29 protein-coding genes are annotated in these 21,103 nt (G+C 43.9%); all 29 read left to right on the forward strand.

All coding sequences use genetic code 11. The annotated features are described in order from the left end of the window. Positions 1-21: 21 nt before the first annotated feature. A complete protein-coding gene (locus tag QF117_RS22150; protein WP_164496844.1) occupies positions 22-165 on the forward strand; it encodes a hypothetical protein in 144 nt (47 codons plus the stop codon). A gap of 218 nt (positions 166-383) precedes the next feature. Next, complete coding sequence (locus tag QF117_RS22155) at positions 384-527, forward strand: hypothetical protein (protein WP_014386740.1); 144 nt, start codon at positions 384-386, stop codon at positions 525-527. A gap of 83 nt (positions 528-610) precedes the next feature. After that, on the forward strand, positions 611-1,915 hold the full coding sequence (locus tag QF117_RS22160) for a DUF3150 domain-containing protein (RefSeq protein ID WP_130268207.1): 1,305 nt from the start codon (positions 611-613) through the stop codon (positions 1,913-1,915). Between the two features lie 68 nt (positions 1,916-1,983). Then, positions 1,984-3,744, forward strand: a complete 1,761-nt coding sequence (locus QF117_RS22165) for a VWA domain-containing protein (protein WP_181388100.1) — start codon at positions 1,984-1,986, stop codon at positions 3,742-3,744. Between the two features lie 104 nt (positions 3,745-3,848). Next, positions 3,849-4,016, forward strand: a complete 168-nt coding sequence (locus tag QF117_RS22170) for a hypothetical protein (protein ID WP_154119426.1) — start codon at positions 3,849-3,851, stop codon at positions 4,014-4,016. 57 nt (positions 4,017-4,073) lie between these two features. Then, the gene (locus QF117_RS22175) at positions 4,074-5,222 is read left to right on the forward strand and encodes a phosphohydrolase (protein ID WP_069541835.1); all 1,149 of its coding nucleotides are present in this window, start codon (positions 4,074-4,076) and stop codon (positions 5,220-5,222) included. A gap of 225 nt (positions 5,223-5,447) precedes the next feature. After that, the gene (locus QF117_RS22180; protein WP_282389545.1) at positions 5,448-5,828 is read left to right on the forward strand and encodes a hypothetical protein; all 381 of its coding nucleotides are present in this window, start codon (positions 5,448-5,450) and stop codon (positions 5,826-5,828) included. After that, entirely contained in the window at positions 5,825-6,268 is a 444-nt protein-coding gene (locus QF117_RS22185; RefSeq protein WP_282389546.1) for a hypothetical protein, read from the forward strand. Before QF117_RS22180 ends, QF117_RS22185 begins: the two co-directional genes overlap by 4 nt. 71 nt (positions 6,269-6,339) lie before the next feature. Further along, positions 6,340-6,693 (forward strand): hypothetical protein, encoded by a 354-nt coding sequence (locus tag QF117_RS22190; protein ID WP_282389547.1) that lies wholly within the window; start codon positions 6,340-6,342, stop codon positions 6,691-6,693. Positions 6,694-6,769: 76 nt separating this feature from the next. Beyond that, positions 6,770-7,249: a DUF3085 domain-containing protein gene (locus tag QF117_RS22195; RefSeq protein WP_014386746.1), complete on the forward strand. Its 480-nt coding sequence runs from the start codon at positions 6,770-6,772 to the stop codon at positions 7,247-7,249. A 58-nt stretch (positions 7,250-7,307) separates the two neighbouring features. Continuing rightward, a complete protein-coding gene (locus QF117_RS22200) occupies positions 7,308-7,805 on the forward strand; it encodes a hypothetical protein (RefSeq protein ID WP_046224179.1) in 498 nt (165 codons plus the stop codon). Positions 7,806-7,871: 66 nt separating this feature from the next. Further along, positions 7,872-8,762, forward strand: a complete 891-nt coding sequence (locus QF117_RS22205) for a DNA adenine modification methylase (RefSeq protein WP_273979407.1) — start codon at positions 7,872-7,874, stop codon at positions 8,760-8,762. A 305-nt stretch (positions 8,763-9,067) separates the two neighbouring features. Then, positions 9,068-9,292 carry a class I ribonucleotide reductase maintenance protein YfaE gene (gene yfaE, locus QF117_RS22210; protein WP_014386749.1) on the forward strand — a complete coding sequence of 75 codons (225 nt, stop codon included), beginning with the start codon at positions 9,068-9,070 and terminating at the stop codon, positions 9,290-9,292. A gap of 61 nt (positions 9,293-9,353) precedes the next feature. Continuing rightward, positions 9,354-9,971 (forward strand): hypothetical protein, encoded by a 618-nt coding sequence (locus tag QF117_RS22215; protein WP_229626393.1) that lies wholly within the window; start codon positions 9,354-9,356, stop codon positions 9,969-9,971. Next, positions 9,958-10,242 (forward strand): hypothetical protein, encoded by a 285-nt coding sequence (locus QF117_RS22220; RefSeq protein WP_014386751.1) that lies wholly within the window; start codon positions 9,958-9,960, stop codon positions 10,240-10,242. The genes QF117_RS22215 and QF117_RS22220 overlap by 14 nt, the downstream gene beginning before the upstream one ends. A 31-nt stretch (positions 10,243-10,273) precedes the next feature. Beyond that, positions 10,274-10,465 (forward strand): hypothetical protein, encoded by a 192-nt coding sequence (locus QF117_RS22225; protein ID WP_014386752.1) that lies wholly within the window; start codon positions 10,274-10,276, stop codon positions 10,463-10,465. Positions 10,466-10,548: 83 nt separating this feature from the next. Next, the gene (locus QF117_RS22230) at positions 10,549-10,959 is read left to right on the forward strand and encodes a hypothetical protein (protein ID WP_053309067.1); all 411 of its coding nucleotides are present in this window, start codon (positions 10,549-10,551) and stop codon (positions 10,957-10,959) included. Positions 10,960-11,014: 55 nt separating this feature from the next. Then, positions 11,015-11,650 (forward strand): hypothetical protein, encoded by a 636-nt coding sequence (locus QF117_RS22235; protein WP_069541839.1) that lies wholly within the window; start codon positions 11,015-11,017, stop codon positions 11,648-11,650. Positions 11,651-11,863: 213 nt separating this feature from the next. Beyond that, positions 11,864-12,250, forward strand: a complete 387-nt coding sequence (locus tag QF117_RS22240; protein WP_017085262.1) for a hypothetical protein — start codon at positions 11,864-11,866, stop codon at positions 12,248-12,250. A 30-nt stretch (positions 12,251-12,280) separates the two neighbouring features. Beyond that, positions 12,281-12,511, forward strand: coding sequence for a sulfurtransferase TusA (gene tusA, locus QF117_RS22245; RefSeq protein WP_014386756.1), 231 nt, complete (start codon positions 12,281-12,283; stop codon positions 12,509-12,511). 61 nt (positions 12,512-12,572) lie between these two features. Beyond that, entirely contained in the window at positions 12,573-12,887 is a 315-nt protein-coding gene (locus QF117_RS22250) for a hypothetical protein (protein ID WP_282389548.1), read from the forward strand. A gap of 89 nt (positions 12,888-12,976) precedes the next feature. Next, positions 12,977-13,156 carry a hypothetical protein gene (locus QF117_RS22255; RefSeq protein WP_017085264.1) on the forward strand — a complete coding sequence of 60 codons (180 nt, stop codon included), beginning with the start codon at positions 12,977-12,979 and terminating at the stop codon, positions 13,154-13,156. 195 nt (positions 13,157-13,351) lie between these two features. Further along, on the forward strand, positions 13,352-13,690 hold the full coding sequence (locus QF117_RS22260) for a hypothetical protein (RefSeq protein WP_046224176.1): 339 nt from the start codon (positions 13,352-13,354) through the stop codon (positions 13,688-13,690). 61 nt (positions 13,691-13,751) lie between these two features. Then, positions 13,752-15,386 (forward strand): DNA cytosine methyltransferase, encoded by a 1,635-nt coding sequence (locus QF117_RS22265; RefSeq protein ID WP_138221987.1) that lies wholly within the window; start codon positions 13,752-13,754, stop codon positions 15,384-15,386. A 60-nt stretch (positions 15,387-15,446) separates the two neighbouring features. After that, the gene (locus tag QF117_RS22270; RefSeq protein ID WP_208894596.1) at positions 15,447-16,364 is read left to right on the forward strand and encodes a hypothetical protein; all 918 of its coding nucleotides are present in this window, start codon (positions 15,447-15,449) and stop codon (positions 16,362-16,364) included. A gap of 224 nt (positions 16,365-16,588) precedes the next feature. Further along, a complete protein-coding gene (locus QF117_RS22275; RefSeq protein WP_014386765.1) occupies positions 16,589-17,020 on the forward strand; it encodes a hypothetical protein in 432 nt (143 codons plus the stop codon). A 67-nt stretch (positions 17,021-17,087) separates the two neighbouring features. After that, positions 17,088-17,336, forward strand: coding sequence for a hypothetical protein (locus QF117_RS22280; RefSeq protein ID WP_014386766.1), 249 nt, complete (start codon positions 17,088-17,090; stop codon positions 17,334-17,336). Between the two features lie 76 nt (positions 17,337-17,412). Beyond that, positions 17,413-19,905 (forward strand): phosphoadenosine phosphosulfate reductase, encoded by a 2,493-nt coding sequence (locus tag QF117_RS22285; protein ID WP_046224172.1) that lies wholly within the window; start codon positions 17,413-17,415, stop codon positions 19,903-19,905. 329 nt (positions 19,906-20,234) lie between these two features. After that, entirely contained in the window at positions 20,235-21,074 is an 840-nt protein-coding gene (gene yfbR / locus QF117_RS22290) for a 5'-deoxynucleotidase (protein ID WP_282389549.1), read from the forward strand. Positions 21,075-21,103: the final 29 nt, after the last annotated feature.

Raw genomic sequence — 21,103 nt, forward strand, 5'->3', positions numbered from 1 at the left:
AAGCAACAAAGGGCATCTACAATGAAAACACAGAACTTCAAGCTCATGTACCTACATGGTGGCCGCTGGCTAGAACGTATCTACAAAGATACGATTTATGCCAATGTACAAAGAGTGGCAAACTCTTTCCCAAAAAGTGTTACCTGGTACATTGAGCCTATGTGAAATGTAGACATGAAAGGGGGAATGTATTCCCCCCTTTTCCATTGAAGATTGCTTTTTCGGTCTTCAACGGAAAAGGACGAATTCTACTCTCATCGAGAGTGAAGACGCGATAGCTGGTCGCTAAAAACAAACAGCATCAAACACATTTCAATTTAACCCAACAGGGGAGCTTCTCCTGTTCGGAGTTAGCCTCCTGTCTATTGCACTAGGAGGCAACCATGAAAAACTACAAGCTATGTTATAAAAAGAAAGGTTCTCCGAACTGGATGACCCGAGTATTTAATGACACCTTGTACGACAATGTTCAACGTGTTGGAAATTCATTTCCATCCACCTTTACCTGGATGATTATTCCTGCGTAACTCACTTTAACTTTATAGCCCAACCGGGCACATCATGCCCGGTTCGGGACATGGTGTGCTTTCACTTTGCTGGAGAATAAACCATGTCAAAAGTTAAACATCTCGAAAATCTATGCGTTATTAATGCTGATTTTGATATCTGGAGTGGGCAAACTCGTTTGTCTGCATCTGACTTTAAATTGGGTGCTGGTGGTGAAATTCCACCAGAGAAAGTAGCTCAATTAGGGTCGAAAAAAATCTGTGATCCAGCGAAGCTGAAAGGCTTTCATCGCTTGAAAACAGAAACTCGACGTTTTTTGCTTAGCTATGGTATGCCATTCATGAATGGCTATGCTGTACCCGTAGCAAAAACTGATGAGATTTGCGCCAAGTTGGACAAGATTGACGTCGAAGTTCAACAGTTAAAACACGAGTTCGTTACTGGCTACAACAATGCCGTTGATGAATGGTGTCGAGAAAACCCTGAATACGAGACTGCTATTCGTGCTGGAGCTCTTCCTCGTGAAGAAGTAGAAAAACGAATTGGTTTTGAATATCAGGTGTTTATGGTTCAACCTACTCAAGATGAGCAAAGCGCACACAGACTTAATCGTAAGGTTGAGGAGTTGGGCGATGATCTCATTGCTGAGGTGGTAAATGATGCCAATGATTTTTACAACAAACGTTTAGCTGGGAAGATGCATGTAGCAACAGCTACAGGCGCAACGCTAAAAAACCTACGTGATAAAGTGGATGGACTGTCATTTTTGAACAGCGCATTCACTCCGCTCGTTAGCCTGCTCGATCAAACACTGGCAGGGTACGAAAAGCACGGAGCTGGAAAGCGTAATATTGAAGGTATGTTCTTCTTTCAAATTATGGCCGCCGTATTAATCATGTGTGATCGCCAACGTATTCAAGAATACGCTGGTGGTTCGCTTAGTGTTGATGATGTAGCCAAAACCTTGACCAGAGATGAACTCAGCTCATTAGAGTCTGGAGCTTCTGATCAAGAAGATGAAAGTGAAGGTGTTGAGAGTGATGAGGCACTGGAACAGCCATACGTTCAAACGCAAAGCCAAGAAATTAACCAAGAAGATGGTGAACAAGTTAATAACTTAGAACCTGAAACTATTTTGGATGACTTCGAAGCGTTTTTAGCCAACCGCACATCCAGTGCAAACCAAGATGACGAGGAAGATGATGCTTTGGAAGACAAAAGCGATGTCTCTTCTCAGACTCTGTGGGATGCAGACCTAAATTGTGATGACATTCCAGTGGAAGACTATAGCCAAGACCCAGCAGATTATGTTGGCAAGGACTTTGGTCAATCTCACTCTAATGATCATGTTGTAAGTCAACCTGAACAGCAACCAACTGAGCTTGATGATCAGGATTGTTATTTTTAACCCCCTCGGAAGGGACAACCACCTTTCCGAGGGTGGTTTGTTTCTTCTGTCCAAATTGGAGAAGAAATATGTCTAAAAAACGTACTGTTTATAATGCTTTACCCATCGTAGCTGCTGCTTATGGCGAGAAGTTTGGTGTGAAAGTTGCCTTGGGGTCAGATACCGCAAGCACTGATGGTCAAACTATCGTTATTCCAAATGTTCCAGATGACTATCCAAATATGGATGCTGTTTGGGGCTACTTGGCACATGAAGCTGCACACGTTCGGTTTACGGACTTCAATGTAGAAAGGCGACGCGGCTTGCACGCTCACCTAACAAACGTCATTGAAGATTGTCGTATTGAAAGAGCAATGCCTGGGGTCTATCCAGGAACAGCTTTGACACTGCACGAGATGGCTCGATACATGCTTCAAGCAGGCCATTATGAACCCGTGAGAGATGAAGACCACCCTGCATCCATCCTGTCTGCATACTGCTTGTATTGGTTGCAAACAGTTGGTGTAGGTCAAACTGCATTGCAAGAGCGTTTAGATGGCGCAAAAGCTGTGTTTGAAAGAGTTTTCCCTCAAGGTGTTGTTGTAAGGCTTAATGCCTTGCTACGTAAATGTGTGGACGCCAAATCAACTGCAAACGCTGCATCTCTTGCTGATGACATCATTAAGATGATCGAAGAAGAGAAAGATAGTGAAGAGCAGCAAAATCCGAAATCTCAACGTGAGCAATCACCTGAGCAGAAGGATAAAAGTAGTGACGACTCTCAAAGTCCAAATGGGCAGGAACAGTCGTCATCTAATGGCAATGATGAAAATAGCCAAGAACAACAGGGTAGCAGTAGTGGAGCGCAAAGTGAGCAAAATGAAAATAGCCCCGAAGTTCAAGGTAATAATAGTGAAGAGAACGCGAGCGGTAACAGTTCTCCTCCTAATGCTTCTCAATTGCTACAACAAGTACTAAGCGCTGGAAACAGTGATTTGCCTAAAAATGCGCAAGACGCTTTGAAGCAAGAGCTGAATCTGGTAGCCCAGCAAGAAGGTGATGATCGTTACCAAACAGTACGGTCAGCAATGGATATCCATGATCACAAAGAAGCTGGGCAGCGTCTCAATGGAGATGTGAAAAGTACAACTTCAAAAATCCGACAGCAGCTTTATGGATTGGTGCAAGCCAGCCAAAGAACTGCTCATAGGAACCAAAGAAGTGGAAAGCGTGTAGACACTCGTCAACTACATAAAGTTGTCATTGGAGATACTCGTATTTTCCAGAGACCAGAAGCTAAGAAGCGCCCTAATACAGCGGTTCACATTTTGGTCGATATGAGCTCCTCAATGGATAGCCCTGCCGGAAACGGTAAGCGCAGGGAAGATATTGCAAGGGAAGCCTCTTTAGCTATTGCATTAGCTTTAGAAAGCATTCCAGGGGTTAATCCAGCAGTAACGTTTTTCGGTAACAACTCCAATGTTCCTGTGTACAGCGTTGTAAAGCATGGTCAAAAAGTACAAAACCAAACTGGTAAATTTGTCTTCAATTCACGCGGTGGTACACCGATGGCTGAGGGCATTTGGTATAGCGCATTTGAGCTAACCAAAACCAGAGAGGAACGTAAAATGATGATAGTTGTGACAGATGGTGCGCCGAACAATGCACTGGCCTGTCACAAAGTTATCGGACTGTGTGAAGCCAGTGACATAGAAATGATTGGTATCGGTATTGAAACTACAGCCGTTAATCGACTGTTCAATACGAACATTGTCATCGAAGATGCTGCGGATCTACAAAAAACACTGTTTAAGTTAATGGAGCGATCGTTGACCGCTTTTGCTGCTTAATCAGTCCATGTATTGGCCCTATCCCGTCAGGGACGGGGCCTATTCATTTTAGGCGTCTAACTCCCTGATAGGGGGATAGCGTTGTATATCATTAGGGAGTATTTATGTTTGAAGTTATTGGATACGAAACAGAAGAGGATTTTAATTCCAATCGTCCTGAATGTCTTTTGATAACAGAGAACGAATTAGAAGCAAGTGATACTAAACGATCCTATGAAGACAATGGGTATTGGTTGGTCACAGCTACTAATGAAGATGGAAAATTAGTTTAACCCCACGGGCAGTCACTTCCCGAGGGGAGTACTGCTCCTCAACATTAGGAGTGGAAAATGAATACTATACAGCCAACATCTGATCGTTTTGATGATCAGGTGATTATTCCTTCGATGAAGAACAGCATCTTAAATTCACAGATGGATCTTTTTGGTGGTCAGGAAAACTTGATTGCTTTAGAGCCAGCCATGCCTGGGGTTTATTTTGATGCACCAGAGATCGATTTGGATTACGACATCGCTATAGTGTGTATGTCAGGTGGTAAAGATAGCTTTGCTGCCCTCAAGTACCTTCTAGATAGAGGATTTCCTCCGTCAAAAATAGAACTTTGGCATCATTTAGTTGATGGGAATGAGGGTTCTACTCTGATGGATTGGGCCTTTATTGATGACTACTGCGTGAAACTATCGAAAGCAATCGGTATTCCACTGTATTTTTCATGGCTAAAGCATGGTTTTGAAGGCGAAATGCTTAAAAACAGCAGTAAAAGCCACGAGCATATAGTGGAGACACCTGATGGTCTAATTCAGTTGCCACGCAACGGGGTCAAGGTTGGTACAAGGCTAAAGTTTCCTCAACAAGCAGCTTCATTGCAAACTCGGTGGTGTTCATCGGCGTTGAAAATTGACGTTGGTCGTAGAGGAATAACTAGCCAGGATCGTTTTGTCGGTAAGCGAGTGCTATTCATTACTGGTGAGCGGCGTGAAGAGTCTGGCAACCGCGCAAAGTATAATCAGCTTGAACCTCATGCTGGTGATACCTTACGTAAGTCCAAGAATCCACGTAAACCTCGCCATATTGATGCCTGGAGACCAGTTCTCCACCTTAGGGAAGAAGAAGTGTGGCAAATTTTGGCAGATTGGGAGCTGGTGCCACCAGTACCATATCGTTTAGGCTGGAATAGGTCATCGTGCGCTACATGTGTGTTTAACTCAGATCGTATCTGGGCAACCATAGGCGAATACTTTCCTGATCGGCTAGAAGCAATATCAGAGTATGAGCGCCAGTTCGGCACAGCTATAAGCCGTAAAGGTCTGACAGTGGCAGAACGAGCGAAACTGGTAAAACCCATTGAGATTGATGATAAGGAAGCGTTACTGCAAGCAACCAGTAAGGAATATACCTTACCTATTTTTTTACCGAACGGTGAAAAATGGAAAATGCCTGCGGGAGCGTTTGGCACCGAAAGTTCGGGAGCTAATTGAATCTGGTGGATCAACTACCAGAAATAGGCGTCGGGTTTCCCGGCGCTTTCCTTGAGCCTTTCACTTTCACATGTGAAAGTCGAGAGATTCAAGGAAAGTGCCTTGTGCGCTGATGTGCGATAGCTGGTCGCCAAAAATAAACAGCATTAATTCACTTTTTATCACAGCCCTCGGGCACATCTTGCTCGACGGCATAGGTGTGTCCAATTTTTATGGAGAACTACCATGACTATCGCTCACACCGATACTGACTTGAAAATACAATCAGCTTTCCTTTGCGTTTTGACAGAGGGTTTTGATTATCCTACTGCACAAGATGCCTATGAGGCATATCGTGTGGCCGCAAACGTAGCAATCAAAAATCCAGAGAAGAAAATTTCTGATATGGGAATTAGCCTTTCTGGCCGACTGTTACCATCTCATCTCAAGACCTGCGCAGAGCTTGTCGATAGTGTTGACTATCTGGTTAGCACTATCAGTCTAGGGGTGGAATATTTTCTGGATCTTGCACAAGGCAAACACAGCTTGTTAACGGACCCAGAAAGCCTCATTGAATTAGATGGGGATGTGTTCATGATGTATACGACGCAATTCATGACGATATGAAGGCTGTAATCGACGGACCGTATCTGATTAAAGCTAATGGTGCATTAGTGACAGATACGGAACTAGAGGAAGTTTGCTTAACACTCTATTTTGGCGAAAAATACAGCCAAAGTATCATGATCAACTTTGATGAAATCTATAACGGCGTATTCCATGATGATACGACAATAAGTGTTCATTCAGGTTCTTTAAGTGAGCGACTCACATTAACTGTTGAAAAAATGCAGGTTGGTGTGAAGGCGAGCGGAAACATTCTTTCAATAGGTGAAGTCCACTACAACGTCTTTGACGCAACAGGGGAGCATGGAGCTGAAAATGCACTTGAGGCAATGAAAGCTTTGGGTAAACCAATGTTGTCGGCAGAGCAACTGTATAGCTCTCTCAAAGAGTTATGCTCAGAGACAAAAGGGCAGTTCCAGATTATGGAAGCCCGAATCTAATACATTAACCCTAACGGGGCAATCGCGCCCTGGTAGGCGTTGGTTGCCTCTTCAATTTTATGGAGACAGCCATGAGCACAAAAAACGCACATAAAGCAAAATACCATTTCTATTTCACTACCGCTGTACTGAAATATGCAGAGGACAACCACATCAATATCGGAGATTGTTTTGGCTATGGTGAAGATAACTTTGTTGTAGATCTTTATCCATATTCAAACCTCATCTATAGATGTGTTGACGAAATAGAAAGAGCCCCAAATAAGTGGAAAGAAAGTGAACTATTTGATTTGGTTGATAATCTTTCAGATTGTTTTTGGGGAATTATAGAGCGAGAAGGGTATGACGAGATGGATGCATCAATGCCATGCTTGGATGAGTTTGAGTTAGATATCAAACGCGCTCTAAATATATTTGTAGAATAAATTAAATCCTAAACCCTAAGGGGCCATCAAAGCCTCTAGGGCATTGCTGGCCTCTCAATTTTTAATGGAGGCCATTATGGCAATCGTAAAATTTAACATGAAAGAAGTACAACTGCTGGTGGATGAGCTTAATAAGACGAAAAGTTATTCACCAACAATGGATGACCTCTTTAAGCCTGCTCTATACAAAACAGGCAAAGTTGTTGATTCCAATGGAAACGATGAGGAACACAAAGATTTTGGATGGCCGGACTCCAGCCAGATAGACAAGTCTTTAGTCGAACCGCAGTTGCTATTGGTAAAAGATCAAGGTTTGTATCTTCTGAACAACGCAGATGTAAAAGAAAGTCCTCGCTCAAGAGGTGCTGTTGTCTATGCTCACGGATGTAATCCTGACAAAGATGACGACTTTTACGAAACTGCTCGAATGATATTTGGTGGTGATGATGGCAGCGTATCCATTCCGGTAGGTTGGTTTGACTTAGCGTATAAAGCTAATAAGCGTTATTTCAAGTTAAACGTTGCGCCAACACAAATTTCACTTGTCCTTAAATAACCCTTTCGGGGCCACTTGCCCTGAATGGGCAGTGGTCTCTATTAACTGGAGAATCACAATGACTACACTCGCATCCTTAGAATCAACGCTTAATCACGACATGGCAATGCGCCGTTTCTTAGATACTTTAAACCGTAATGAAATGGAGCGCTTATCTGGTGAGATTCACGCAAAATTCTACTGGAATAAGCGTAATCCACAGTGGTATAGCAGTGACAATGCTCGCTTATTTGCACTGCTGAATCGTGCCAAACGCATCATTAAGAAGCGACTTAAAACAGGACGAGTTAAACCAGAACAAACAGAGCATGGTTCGATTATCGAACGTAGTCACTTTCCACTAGGAGATACACTAACCTTTTGGAATTGCTACCTGAACGACTCTTGGAGAATTGCTCATCAAGACTCGTCATATAGTGCGTTCTGGTATAACGAGCGTGAGCTCAAATTGTGTACCTACTGTGAAGGTGATGTGGTCTTTATGACAGCTCCCAATGAGGAGATATATCGTAAGGATTACGAAAGCCTTGATGCATGGTACACCGACAACCTTTAACCCTAAACAGGGGCACCCATTGCCCCTATAGGGAGCATGGTGTGCCCACCACAAGGAGGACACACCATGTTTACTACATCTGTTTGCTCTTACCCTAATCGTGGTCATTATGGCGACAACAAGTATCGAGGTAATTGCACCGGACACATCATTAAAGACTTTATTGAGTCATATATGATGAAACCTAATGGCTTAGTTGTTGACCCTAGTATTGGGGGAGGAACCAGTACTGATGTGGCAAATGAACTCAAAGTTCGTTTTATTGGTACAGACTTGCATCAGGGGTTTAATTTGCTGCGAGATGATCTGTCTGCATTTCTTGGGGAGCCAGCCCACCTTATTTGGTGGCACCCCCCTTATGCCGATATGATTCAATATTCTGGAAACATGTATGGCGAACCCAATAAATGGGATATGAGCCGTCTATCGTTGCCAGAGTTCGTGGAAGCTCTAGAATTAGCCATTATGAATATACATGATGCCTGTGAACCGGGAGGTCACTACGGTATTTTGATGGGAAACCTTCGACGTAAAGGCGAGTATTATAACTTGTCCAGTCTGGTTGAGCGTTTGGCTCCAGGTAAACTCGTTGATGAGATCATCAAGGTACAACACAACTGTGTCTCTGACCGGACCAACTACAGCAATAACAGTAAGCTGGTTCGTATCGCCCATGAAAAGTTACTGGTATTCAAAAAGCAAAATGCATCATCATCGCTTTCGCTTATCCCAGTAGCAGATAAACGTGCGGCCAATATGGTTGGAGTTACATGGAAAGCAGTGTTGCGTCGAGTGTTACAAGGTAAAACCTTATCGTTAGATGCCATTTACCAACAAATTGCACCTTACGCGAAACACCGACAAAACGAACACTGGCAAGCCAAGGTTCGTCAAGTGCTGCAAGATGAACGATATTTTGTTCGAGTGGATTCTGGGGTTTATACCCTAACAAAGTGAAAGCTAATGTTGACACCTAGAAAGGGCAGTTCCACATTAGAAAAATTCTCGAATTTATGTCGAAATACTCTAGTACACCGAGAGATCGGAGTACGTACCGTTAAAGGGTAATAAGCGCTGGGGGATCTCCCCCTCGCTTTCCAAAGCAGTCTGAACTTACAAAGAGACTATTTTGGAAAGTGCCTTTGGTGCTTGAGTACGTTAGCTGGACGTCGCAAATAAACAGCAAAATCTCATCTATTAACCACCCTGGCGGGGCATGTTCTCCCGCTGGGAGTCATGCTTCTCAAATAAGGAGTATGACAATGCATGTCAACTTACCAGCCAGTACAAGTACGTTACTGGTTCAACTAGAAAGAAAAGGTATCGCTATTGAGTCGCAATGCAGAAATGGGTATTGCGGAGCATGTCGGTGCAAGCTGGTAAGAGGGAACATTTCTTACCGTGCTGAACCTATAGCATATCTTAATGATGGTGAAATTTTGCCTTGCTGTGCTACAGCAACGTCAGATGTAACTGTCGATATCTAACCCCAACCCTGAGGAGCTTTAACCTACGGGTTGGGCTCCTCTTTACAAAGAGGAAATATGTATGACCAATCAATACCATCACGATTTTTACCGCAATAGCACTTTCCCTGTTGTTGTTTATGAATTGTGTGAAGAGTCATTAACCATTAAGCCTATAACAATTGAGGAGTACGGTTTAGCCACTCCAGATTGTACACAGGAAAGCATTCTTTACTATGCGGAAGGCAAACGTTGCCGTTCGTCTGTAGAACACTTCTTCTTAACTCGTAATGATGCAGAAGAAGCTCTAGAGCGTTTAAGAATGTCCTTAACCACCAAGCCAAAATTAGAAGAACTCGCATACGCCCAAGCAACTGCTCAGTACCTGTCAGAATTAGGAAGTGCTGACAATTGGTTCATGGCTTACGAGTATCTAATAGAATGCGTTGAGAAAGGTGAAGAGCCCGATTTAACTGCATGGCAACCATTTGAACATTGGGAATGGAAAGATATAGCAGATCGTATAGACGATGAGGCTCAATCTATTCTTTCTCTGTTGAAACAGGTGTTAAAACTTGCGAAAGAGGGGATCGTTTATTCGGCCATAAATGACACACTCACAATGGATATGAACCAGCTATGTATGCAAAGCATGGTAGAACTAGGTGCATGTCAGGAGGTGTCCAATGAAGCTGAATAAACGAATAGCTAGTCAAGATGAGCATGGTCGTATTGCCAATATCATCAAATGGTGTAAGCGACACAACCAAACGATCAATGGCTTCCCTTACGGGGATGATTTAGTTGGTTCGGATGGAATTCATCTTGAATTGTTGGTCCCTCAAGGTACTTCTCCTGAGAAGTGTACCGATGCTTTGGTTCAAGGTTACTCAGAGCGAGATGTCGTAACCCATGCGGTGATTGAATGTCCCGCAGATTGGTTTAACGCCAACCTTGAATCTAGGCATTAGATACTGGCTTATAAACTCAGGGAGGTGAGTTATGACCATGCCAAATTCGCAACTAGTTATGTTTGCTGGAAACAACGTGGAAACTGTAGAGGAAGTTCGCTCGATGCAGCTGGCCGTTAGATGTGATGCTTTAAAAGCAAATTCATCGTCGGAAAGAAAAGAGCTCGAATCATTGGAGCTTTGGCTGGAAGAGCAAATTAACTCTCAGATTGTTGGATTTTAACATATGAAACTTAACCCCAAAGGGGCATACCTATGCCCTTTTGGGAGTGGGTTGCCTCTCAATTAAATTTTTAGGAGCAACCCATGAATACTGCAAGCGTATTAACCTACGATGCACAATTACAACTCCCCTTCATTTTTGATGATCTGCTATTAGAAAATGATGAAGAGCCGATTGAAAAGGTTACTCCCTTAACAATCGTAGCATCATGTTCTGAACGTACAGTCGAGCAAGAGTTTGAAACTGAAATCGAAACTTGGACTGATGGGCAGATTAAAGAGCTAAGAGAGGCATTTTTGCGGTATAGCTTAAATGTCCTTGCTGACGGACGCTCTGGTAAAAAAGCAAAAGATGAAGCTTATGAATGGTTGAACTCTGATGAAGTTCATCCATTTTCATTTGTTACCTGTTGTGTGTTATCTGGTTACGACCCTGATGAAGTGCGTAACCTTTGCCAATACACACTCAGACAGTTAGCCAAAAGAAATAAATAGCCACCAGGAGGAGTATCACCTGCTGGTGGACTCCTCCAAGTTCGAGGAAATTACAATGACTACTTCACTGAAACAGAAAGCAATTGGATTGGCCGCTGCACAAGTCCTTAAATTCAATGATGAATATAAAGGAACATGGTATGACGGCTATTTGCTTTTGCTGGAATGTATGCAGCAAGATCGAGAACCTGAACATTGTGCCATCAGAGATGATGTTGAGTTTTGGTCATGGCATGAGGTAGTGCAATTCATTGATAAAGAGGCTGAAAACATTTGGAAGCCGATGGAAAATGAATTGGCTGACACCAAGCAACTGATTGTTCATGATGCTGCCTCGGGACTTGATAAGTTCTGTGGTATCGACGTTGAACGCTTCGGTGAGCTTGATAAGGCGTGTCAAACTATCGTTCTAAACAAAGCGGTAGTACTTGCTGTAGATAAGGTAAATCGAGATGAACCTGAGAGTGAGCAAACTAAATTCCATGTTCGTTCATATTCTGGACGGTTTATGTATGGTCGTACTTGTCTTGGGATAGATGTCCCCCCAGGAAAAGATCTTTCAGCAGTGGCAAGTTGCATGGGAAATTTATTCAAATTTCTAGGTACACCACGTCAAGATCAAATGGGCAAAGGTACAATCTATTATTGGCCGAATATCGAACAATGTGAATCACACGATGTAGCCTTGTAGGAAACTATAAGGTAAAAATAACAAGCGCAGGGGGAAATGCCCCCTCGCTTTCCAAAGCAGTTTGTACGTACATAGAGACTTTTTTGGAAAGTGCCTTTGGTGCTTGAGTACGTTAGCTGGACGTCGCAAATAAACAGCAATATATCAACCCTGACGGGAGAGCCTCCCGTCGGGAGCTCTCCGTCAATAACCAATAATTGCATGGAGAAGATCATGTCTAAAAACACTAACGATATTTTTACTAATCGCACCCCTTTGGAGTTCTGTGTTTATCCCAAACTAGACCGATGCGTTGGTCTACGTATAGGCTATCCACACTATCGAGAAGGTGCCAATGGCGTTGTCTGTGAGGTTGAAGCAGAATATCCCACACTAAATACTCATTCGAGTGTAGCGTGGCCTCTGGTTGAAGAACTGAATAGCTACACCATCAAAAAACAGAAACAGATAATCGAGGATATTGATGAGGCTGTTGCTGAACTTTTAATGCACAAAGCCAATCTTCTAGAAAATATTCTAAAGCTAGAAGACGGTGAACTTGATTTAAACGAACAAGCGAAAATGCGCTACGAAGAAAACAGTAAGTCTTCTGTCGCGTGATTAGACTGCTATAGGCAAGGGTGATAACCAATGAATGTAGATCAGTTTATTGACGTGATGGGATTGCGATGCCCTGAGCCATTAATGGTGGTTCGTCGTGCAATTCGTCGTATGGGGCCAGGAGAAACACTCGAAGTGAAAGCTGATGACCCAGCTACCACGAGAGATATACCTGACTTTTGTCGCCACATGGATCATCAACTTGTGGAAAGCGAAGTAACCTCTCCCCCATACAAATACATAATCAAGAAACAAATATAAACCCCATAGGGGCGGAAACGTCCTATGGGATAGTTCCGCTCCTTTAATTTAGGAGAAAGGCATGTATATATCGTTACGAGGTCTAAATCACGAGCAATTAAAGTCCAAGATTATCGACCATCGAACAAAGCGCTCATACACTGTTGAAGAGGCTAATACCCCACTACCCAAACAGTCTATTGTCGAGGTAGGACGGCTTTCCTGTGTGTACACAGGTAAGAAATTGTCCCCAGCAGAAGTACACGCTTATAACGGTTTTACTGAGGAATACAATCGCAGCACATGGCGGCCAGATCAGGATTTCCTCCTAGATCAGAGACATCGCTTATATCATGCAATTTGCCTCGACAACCTTAAACTTCAAGAATCTGCCTAAACCTATGAGGTAGTTCATTTCAAACACTAGCCCACGGGCGCACTTGTGCCCGTAGGGTACAGGTGTGCTCTTTATCTAAGGAGACACCTATGGCCGCTAAATTTATTGAGTTTGATTCACAAAAAGAAGCGATAAATCATCGAGCTAAAGCGGGGGGCTGGATTTTTTCAGCTTTCAGTGGAAAAGCGATATGGTTTAACACGACATTCACACCTCACAAGATTCTTTATCACAGAGCTGTGCGAGGCTTGTCTGGTGAAGTGATTTAACTGATAAGTAAGCCTAAAAGCGTCGGTTCATCCGGCGCTTTCCTAAAGGTTTTATCTTTCACATGTGAAAGTGGAGTGTAGAACTTATAGGAAAGTGCCGTTGTGTACTGAGTGCGTTAGCTAGACGCCAAAAATAAATAGCATCTATTCACCCAACCGGGTACATCATTCCCGGTTGGGAAAGGTGTACCTTCTATGCAAGAGGATACACTGATGCCTAGTTACAATGAAATCAATGCTCCGTTCTGGAAGAACAGTCTTCATGTTCTTCAACTTCCTGATGAGATGCCTTCTCAAAGAGAGGTTACGTGGCTCATCGAAATATTGAATGCAGCAAATAAACTGTCATCAAAAGGCGCTGTCCTCATTGATGCAGATGATATGGATAACCCTACAGCAGATTTACCCGATGTTCATGTGGAAGTCGATTTTAAAGACGTTTTCACTCCATTGCGCGTAACTTGCTGGCGAGCTCCAATCCCAAAAGATGCAACTGTTGTCGTTGAAATCAAAAACAACGCAATAACCAATTAACCCTTTGGGGCTCCAGACCCTAAGGGGTTCTGGTGGCCCTTGAATTTCAGGAGAAATGAATATGGCTACCATCGTAAATACAAAACTCGGAGAGCATCGCGGTAAGAAAAGAGTATGGCTAGAAGGAGCTAAGTTAGCTCGTGAAGGCTATGAACCAGGCCAAAAGTATGATCTGGTGTTAAAGGACTCTCAGGTTGTTATCCGGGTATGCGATACGGGAAAGTTCACCGTGAGTAAACGTACTCGCAATGGTCGGACTATGCCCATCATTGACGTGAGCTCTCAGGAGCTGGCGGAACTGTTCGATGGCGTTGAGATGCTTCGCGTCTTTATTCGCCAAGGGACAATCGTTATTTCTGCCCACCATCAGCATGAACGTGTTGTTGAGCGGGTAGAGCGCTTGTTCACCAAACTGGAGAATGGAGAGCCTCTGAGCGTTTGCAGCCTGTTTCATGGTGGCGGCGTTTTGGATAAAGCTATCCACTCTGGTCTGGAACGGTCGGGGATCAACAGCTCAATTGCTGTTGCGGTCGAGATGGAAGGTAAATACCTGGATGCTTCCCTTCGCAATAACACCGAATTGTGGGACGACAAATCCATTGTGATTGAGTCGCCTATTCAGTCGGTAAATCTCAGCCGCAAGCCACCGCAGGTTGACCTGCTGGTAGGAGGTATCCCATGCACTGGTGCCAGCCGGGCAGGGCGCTCGAAGAACAAACTATGGGGTGGTGAAATCGGAGGTCACGCTGAATCGCATGAGTCAGCTGGCGCACTGTTTTTCAACTTTTTGCAGTTTGTCGAAGCTCTCAATCCAGCAATGGTGGTAATTGAGAACGTTGATACCTACCAGAAGACTGCGAGCATGGAAGTGATCCGGTCGGTGCTGACCTCTCTGGGGTACAACATTCAGGAGCGTATCCTGGATGGCAATGAGTTTGGAGTTCTTGAACGTCGCAAGCGTCTGTGTGTGGTTGGCACATCTGTTGGTATCGACACGTTCGATATTCGAGAGGTTAAGCCGCTGCGCCAGAAAGAAGCGTGTATCCAAGACATCCTGGAGCCTGTTGAGCTTGATTCACAGCGTTGGAAGTCATTCGACTATCTGGCTGAGAAAGAAAAACGTGACAAGGCCGCTGGTAAAGGCTTTAGCCGTCAATTGCTGACAGGTGAAGAGTCATACCTGGGGACAATTGGGAAAGATTACGCGAAATGCCGTTCGACCGAGCCGTTCATTGTTCATCCAGAACAACCTGAACTGTCTCGAATCCTTACTCCACTGGAGCACTGCCGAGTGAAAGGCATCCCATCAGAATTGATTGAGGGGGAATCTGACACAGTAGCGCATCAGATCCTGGGGCAGTCTATTGTCTTCCCTGCGTTTGAAGCTCTGGCCTACGAATTAGGCCGAAGCTGCTGGCAGCTGGTGGACAAGACTCCGGTACTAGTCGAAGTGGTGGATACCGAGCAGCCTTATATCGGCGGCGAAGACTTCCACTGGGCTCCGGCTTTAATCGAACGATCAGGAATGCTCAAGCTCGCACCAGCAGGTGAAGCCTTGGGTATGCCTATCAATGTAATGAACAATTCGGTCTATTTCGCTGCGGCGGATGGTCCGGACACAAGTTGCGGCCATCAACCAGCAAAATCAATTCCAATCCAAATGGCTGGAGATGAAATTCGCGTTATGGCCGCTTAACACTACCAATAGCTGAGGTGATTCCCAGAAGGGGTTCCTCAGCCTTACCAGGAGAAATCTATGTGTAAATTATCTATTTATCGTGCTGAACACGGTTCGTATACGGAAGCTCTAAAATGTGCAGCTGTTTACCACTCAACAGGGGATGAGCTTGAACCTGAATTTGTAGATGGTCCAGCTGGTAGAGTGACGTATTTAAGTGATATGTATTCTGTCATACAAACTGTTTGCAACGCAGCTGGCCGAGACGATTTGGTCTTCGGTACAGTCATAAACAATATCTTTTGGGAGTTGGATGAGTTAATTGACCACTTTGAAAAGGTAAACCAGTGGCCTTGTGAGAATTACCCTGAGAAGGTTGAAAAGCTTGCTCAAGATGCTCACAAAGGATGTGGACTGATTTATGAACTCTTCGCAAACCGGTATATAGATGCGATTGATAACCTTGTTCTCGACTTACCTAAAGGAGTTAAAGAACAGGTTATCAAGCTTGCTGAAAATTACGGTTACGAAGTTATTACAGCGGAGCAGCAAACTGAAAGCCATGAAGAGCATTGGAATGATGACGTTCATTATTGCTCCCACGGCATAGATGCAAATTGCTGTCCGGCTGGTTGTGGCGATATTGATGATGGGTCATATGACGAAATGCAAGAACCCAGTGGCTATAACGAAGCCGGGGTGATTCATTCACGTATAGAAGGCATCGTCGGAAATATTAAGCAGGGAGAAACTATATCTCCATTAGATTGGTGCATGTTGAAAAAGTATGTCCATGATAATCCAGATGCGTGTTCTTGGTACGATGATTGTTTTGTTGAGCCATTAAATGGTTCACGAGAAACAGTTCGAAGTGCAGGAGAGCTTGTTAAGTATCTTCAAAGACAAATTCTGGATGCTTGCTTCGATTTTCGTTTAAACAAGCGAGTTGAAGCAGCGAAAAGTGAAAATGGTATTTTAATTCATTGTTCTTTATGAATTAACTTACTCTAAGGTGGATGCGGAGCTTGATAGCTCTGCATCCTTACCTCTTGGTGTCATTCTTGTCATTTTCTAAAGGCGTTTGTTAGAGACGTTTTTGGAAAGTGCCTTGTGCGCTGATGTGCGATAGCTGGTCGCCAAAAACAAACAGTACTTATTGTAACCCGCGTGGGGATAGTCCCTGCCGGGGGCTATCTCCATTCAACATGGAGATGACAATTATGAAAATTGAATCTGTAGTTCGTCTTCCAATGGAAGATTCAGGTTTAGGTCACAATATCGTCCGGTTAAATAACCGAAACGTAGACTCAAAGAGAAAAGATCCTAATCGTTTCTTTCGACGTGAGCCAGTAGTGATCTATAACCCCGATAACGGCACAAAAGTAATTCGATATGTAATGGGCAACCCAGGAACAATGTCGATTACCAAAAATGCTGTTGGTCTTGATTACGATGCCGTTGATGCTCTTGGAGTGAAATTTAAAGAAGAGGTTTCACTGGAAATGCGGAGAGCTCGCTGGTGGGAAATTTACCAGTGGTTCTGGTTCCACCCTGACTTCTCTATTCGCTTATCAATCCGTCTTGGAGTGGTAGGCGCATTACTCGGCATTCTTGGTTTTTTCACTGGGATCACTCCCATCATTTTAGGCTAACGCCTATCCAAAAGCTCAGAAGCTCCAGAAGGGTGCTTCTGAGCCCACTCTAGAAGGAAATAAGCTTATGTATCAATACGATCATAAAAAACGAAATATTATTGTATCGGTTTTGACTGTTGTGGGTAGTTTGTGTGTTTTGGTGCCGCTTTTGGTCGCCATTTCGTTTGACTGGCCCCCGTTACTTACCGATATGGCCGCATGGTTTGAGAATGCAAAACAATATGCAGTAGCGCAGTTCTGGGGGCTCGTATTTGGAGTGCCTTGTTTATACATTGCATATCGCATTTATAATTGGCTGCCGATCATTCCTTAATATTTCAATATCAAACCCTCGGGGGTGTATGTCCCTGTGGGGGCGTGCGCCCTCCATACTTTGTACGGAGGATACTATGCAACATCAACTTGACATGCTTGCGTCAGTTTGTGCTGATGAAACACCCGTTATTCATGCGTCTTCATTGATTGCAAAAGGGGATAAATGGGATCAAGTTTGGCAAACACTCAAGGAAGATGAAGAACTAAACTTCCGAGATGCCACTAGAAATACTTGTTTGTCTGAGCTGATTGAAAGTTCAGTACAGGCAATCTACGCAGCTTTGCTAGACGGGTGGACCATGATGCTTGGTTACTCATCTGGCAAGGACTCTGAGACAGTACTGCACCTATTTTTGATGGCTCTGGTAAGGGCAGTTAGAAATGGAGAACGTATTAGCCAACATCATTTTATCCTACACACTGATACCGGGATAGAGAACCCAGAAGTTCGCTGGCTTGCTGATGTGAAACTTGAAGCGTTAGAACGGTTTATTAAGAAAGAAGCGATTCCTCTTAATATCGTGATCGCTAATCCAGGTATTACACAGAGTTGGACTGGAAGGGTGCTTACTGGACGTGGACTGCCTACGTTTTCCAATAGTTCAGCGCGTCAGTGTTCACAGGAACTGAAAATCACATCAGCAAGAAGAGCTAAAGCTGCCTACGTTAAAGACCTTCCTAAGGAGGTTCAAAATAAGGTTTGCTTGATGTTAGGAAGCCGTGATTCTGAAAGCTCTACTCGCGCTGCAAATATTGCCAAATTTGGCGGTTCAGCAGCAAAAGTAGTGAACACTAAGCACGGTGGAGAACTGTATGTGATCAAACACTGGCTGATGTCTGATGTGTGGGATTTTTTATTAAGCTCGGGAGCCGATGCTAAATACCCCTTACCAAGTTATCTAGCGAGTAATAACACTACTGCACAGCTTTACAAAGAAGCAACGGGCGAGTGTGTTATTGGAGCTGCGGAGAAGCGTAAGAGTGAAGCTTGCGGAGCCCGTTTCGGTTGTTGGGCTTGCCAAGCTGTCGGGCTCGATAAGAGTATGCAAAACATGCTGTCTTCTGATGAAGATAAGTTTGGTTATATGGCCGGACTCAATCGTATTCAGAGATATCTAGCAAAGCGGAGGTATGCCTGGGAAGACCGACATCCCATCGGTCGGACAATATACGAGGGGGGGTACATTAAACTCCAACCTGATGTGTATAGCCCGAAATTTCTAGAGCGCTTGTTGCATGTTTGTGTATCAATGGATTATGTCGAGGCTAAGCGAGCTATGGAAGTAGCTGAGAAGTTAAACCTTGGCTTAATTGAAGACACAGCATGGAATCGACGTATGGCCGAACCGCAGTTTCGAATTGTTTCTGAGTCTGCGATCTGCCATATCGACTTTATGTGGTCTTACCATCATTTCAATGACAAGCCGTTCCATGCTCTTGAAATTTATCATCGAGTTTGGACTATGGGAGAACTTGATCTTCTGGAAGATGAAGTACACCAACAAGAAGTCCCGAGAACACCGATACCGAAACCGTTATGGGTAAAGGTTGATAGGTGGGGGGATGGTAGTCTTTTTGATGGTCTATCAGATCCGCTTGCAGAAATGACATACTTTGATGGTGGCGATGACCCACGCGCAGCTAGGGTTATCAACACTAACGATGGTGTCAGACGAGTGGTAAGCTTCGCAGAAGAAAAAGAGGTTGTAGTAGAAGCAGATGCAGCCAATTTTATTCTATGGGAAGAATATCCTCGATTAAGAGAGAAGGTATTATCTGGGATGTACACACCAGGATATGCCGCGCAATTTTACTTGCGATTTGGTGCGATCAGCTTCGCTAAAGGAAAAGGGTCTATGTATCATAAAATGATGCAAAGAGGACAAACTTATCATCAAATGAGACTGTCCGGTTATCAAACGATGGAAGGTGTTTCCTCTCGCCCTGATCTGAAAGTACTAACCGATAAAAAGTACAAGGCGCTGGTGGCTCGAAAGATTAAAGCAAGAATTGCAAAAGTAAGATGGTGGTTGAATCTGGATCTAACGATTCGTGTTCATTTAGTGAATAAAACATTCACTGGGCAATGGATTGAAGATCAACTAAGAGCCGAAGAAGATGCCCAGCAACGTGAAACAAGAAGTCAGTGGTACAACTCACTTCGTGATCAGTTTTGGTTAGCTAGCAACGCATTTTCTATGTTCTTAGAAGTAGAGAAAGAAAGTAAGTCTCGACCAGAGATATACCGCTATTACCAAGCAACGAAGAGCAAGGCAATTGACTTGGTTGCCTCTGCTCATAGTGCCATTGGGCAAGAATGGTTGAGTGAAATCATGGTGGCTATAAAAAGTGAATTTGAGGCAGCAAAACAGTGTCTTGAAGATGGTTCATCATTAACATTCGATGACTATCCGCATTGGGTCCACCAACTGTCCAAAAGACAACCAGAACGTTTGTTACGACACATTTCGCTATTGATAGTTCGTATGAACCGCGTAATCCTTAGCAGAAAGGAACAAGATGCTCTGAAAGATGAAACTCAATTGGCTCTTCCATTAGTGGCTTAGTAAACAAAAACCCCGGCATTTTTGCTGGGGTTTTTTACTTATGAGAACCAAACGCCCTAAAAGGGCAAATAGACGTTTCGTGAACCATTTGGATTGGCGATAGACTAAAAAAAATGTCGGCTTTGCTGACGTTGAAAGGTAGCTGGCCTACAAGCAGCAACTACATTCTGAATGGAATACATTCCATCAGAAATCTGATTAAACATTTCGGTGTCAGGCCGAAAATACACCTCAAGAACAGTCCACAAGGACTCTCACAACTTAACCCACATGGGTACACGGGACCTATGTGGTAACTGTGTACCCTTCAAACTTCATTGGAGGATACTATGTCAAATTCAAACTATGGATTCCTAGCACTTGCTTTGCGTCAACGATTGATAAAACGCTGGTCACTGATGCATTCAGTACAGCCTGAATCAGTCTTGGAGCATAGTGCTACCGTTACGTTGCTTGCTCTTCTCGCTGGTCATGTCGCAAACCAAAAGGGGAACAAGGTCGATCTTGCCAAAATGCTTTCCCACGCAGCACTACACGATGTGGCCGAAGTTCTCTGTCAGGATGTTGTGACGCCAGTAAAAAAGGCTAATGACACTTTGGCGAGGGAATTCGAGCGACTTGAAAAAGCTGCTGAGGAGCAGTTAATTCACACGCTACCTTTGGAGCTTCAAGGTGCAGTCGCGGAAGCATTTGCCCCAGGTGGCTATGAACAGCAACTGGTGAAAGCCTGCGATACCTACGCTGCATATATCAAGTGCAAACTTGAAGTGGCAGCTGGCAATGCGTTGGAGTTCCAAGATGCTCTCGACAAGATGATTGGCGTTGTATCTCAGTTGAAATCTGATTTCCCTGAGATCGAAGTAATAGATCAATGGTTCGGTGCTGGACTTAACTTGTCAGTAGATAAATTGCTGTCATGTAGCGATGACGAAGGTTGCTACATCAAATTTGTTACTGATCAGCGTCCGGGAGAGCCAGATATTCTTGCTGGAAATGAACAATCAGATCTTATTCTGACAGATCTCGAAGGCAAAGAGCTCAAACGAATCAAGCCAACTGCACCTTGGACTCATGAAACACTTTCCATGTTAACCATCTCTTCGGAATGGGCCCGTATGGGAGTTGAGGCATACCTTGGAAAGCAGTGGGTTGGGAGTACCGAAGTATGAATAATAATGACTTCAAACTAGTACAAAGA

The sequence above is a fragment of the Vibrio sp. YMD68 genome, from assembly GCF_029958905.1.
In the GTDB taxonomy this organism is placed as follows: Bacteria; Pseudomonadota; Gammaproteobacteria; order Enterobacterales; family Vibrionaceae; genus Vibrio.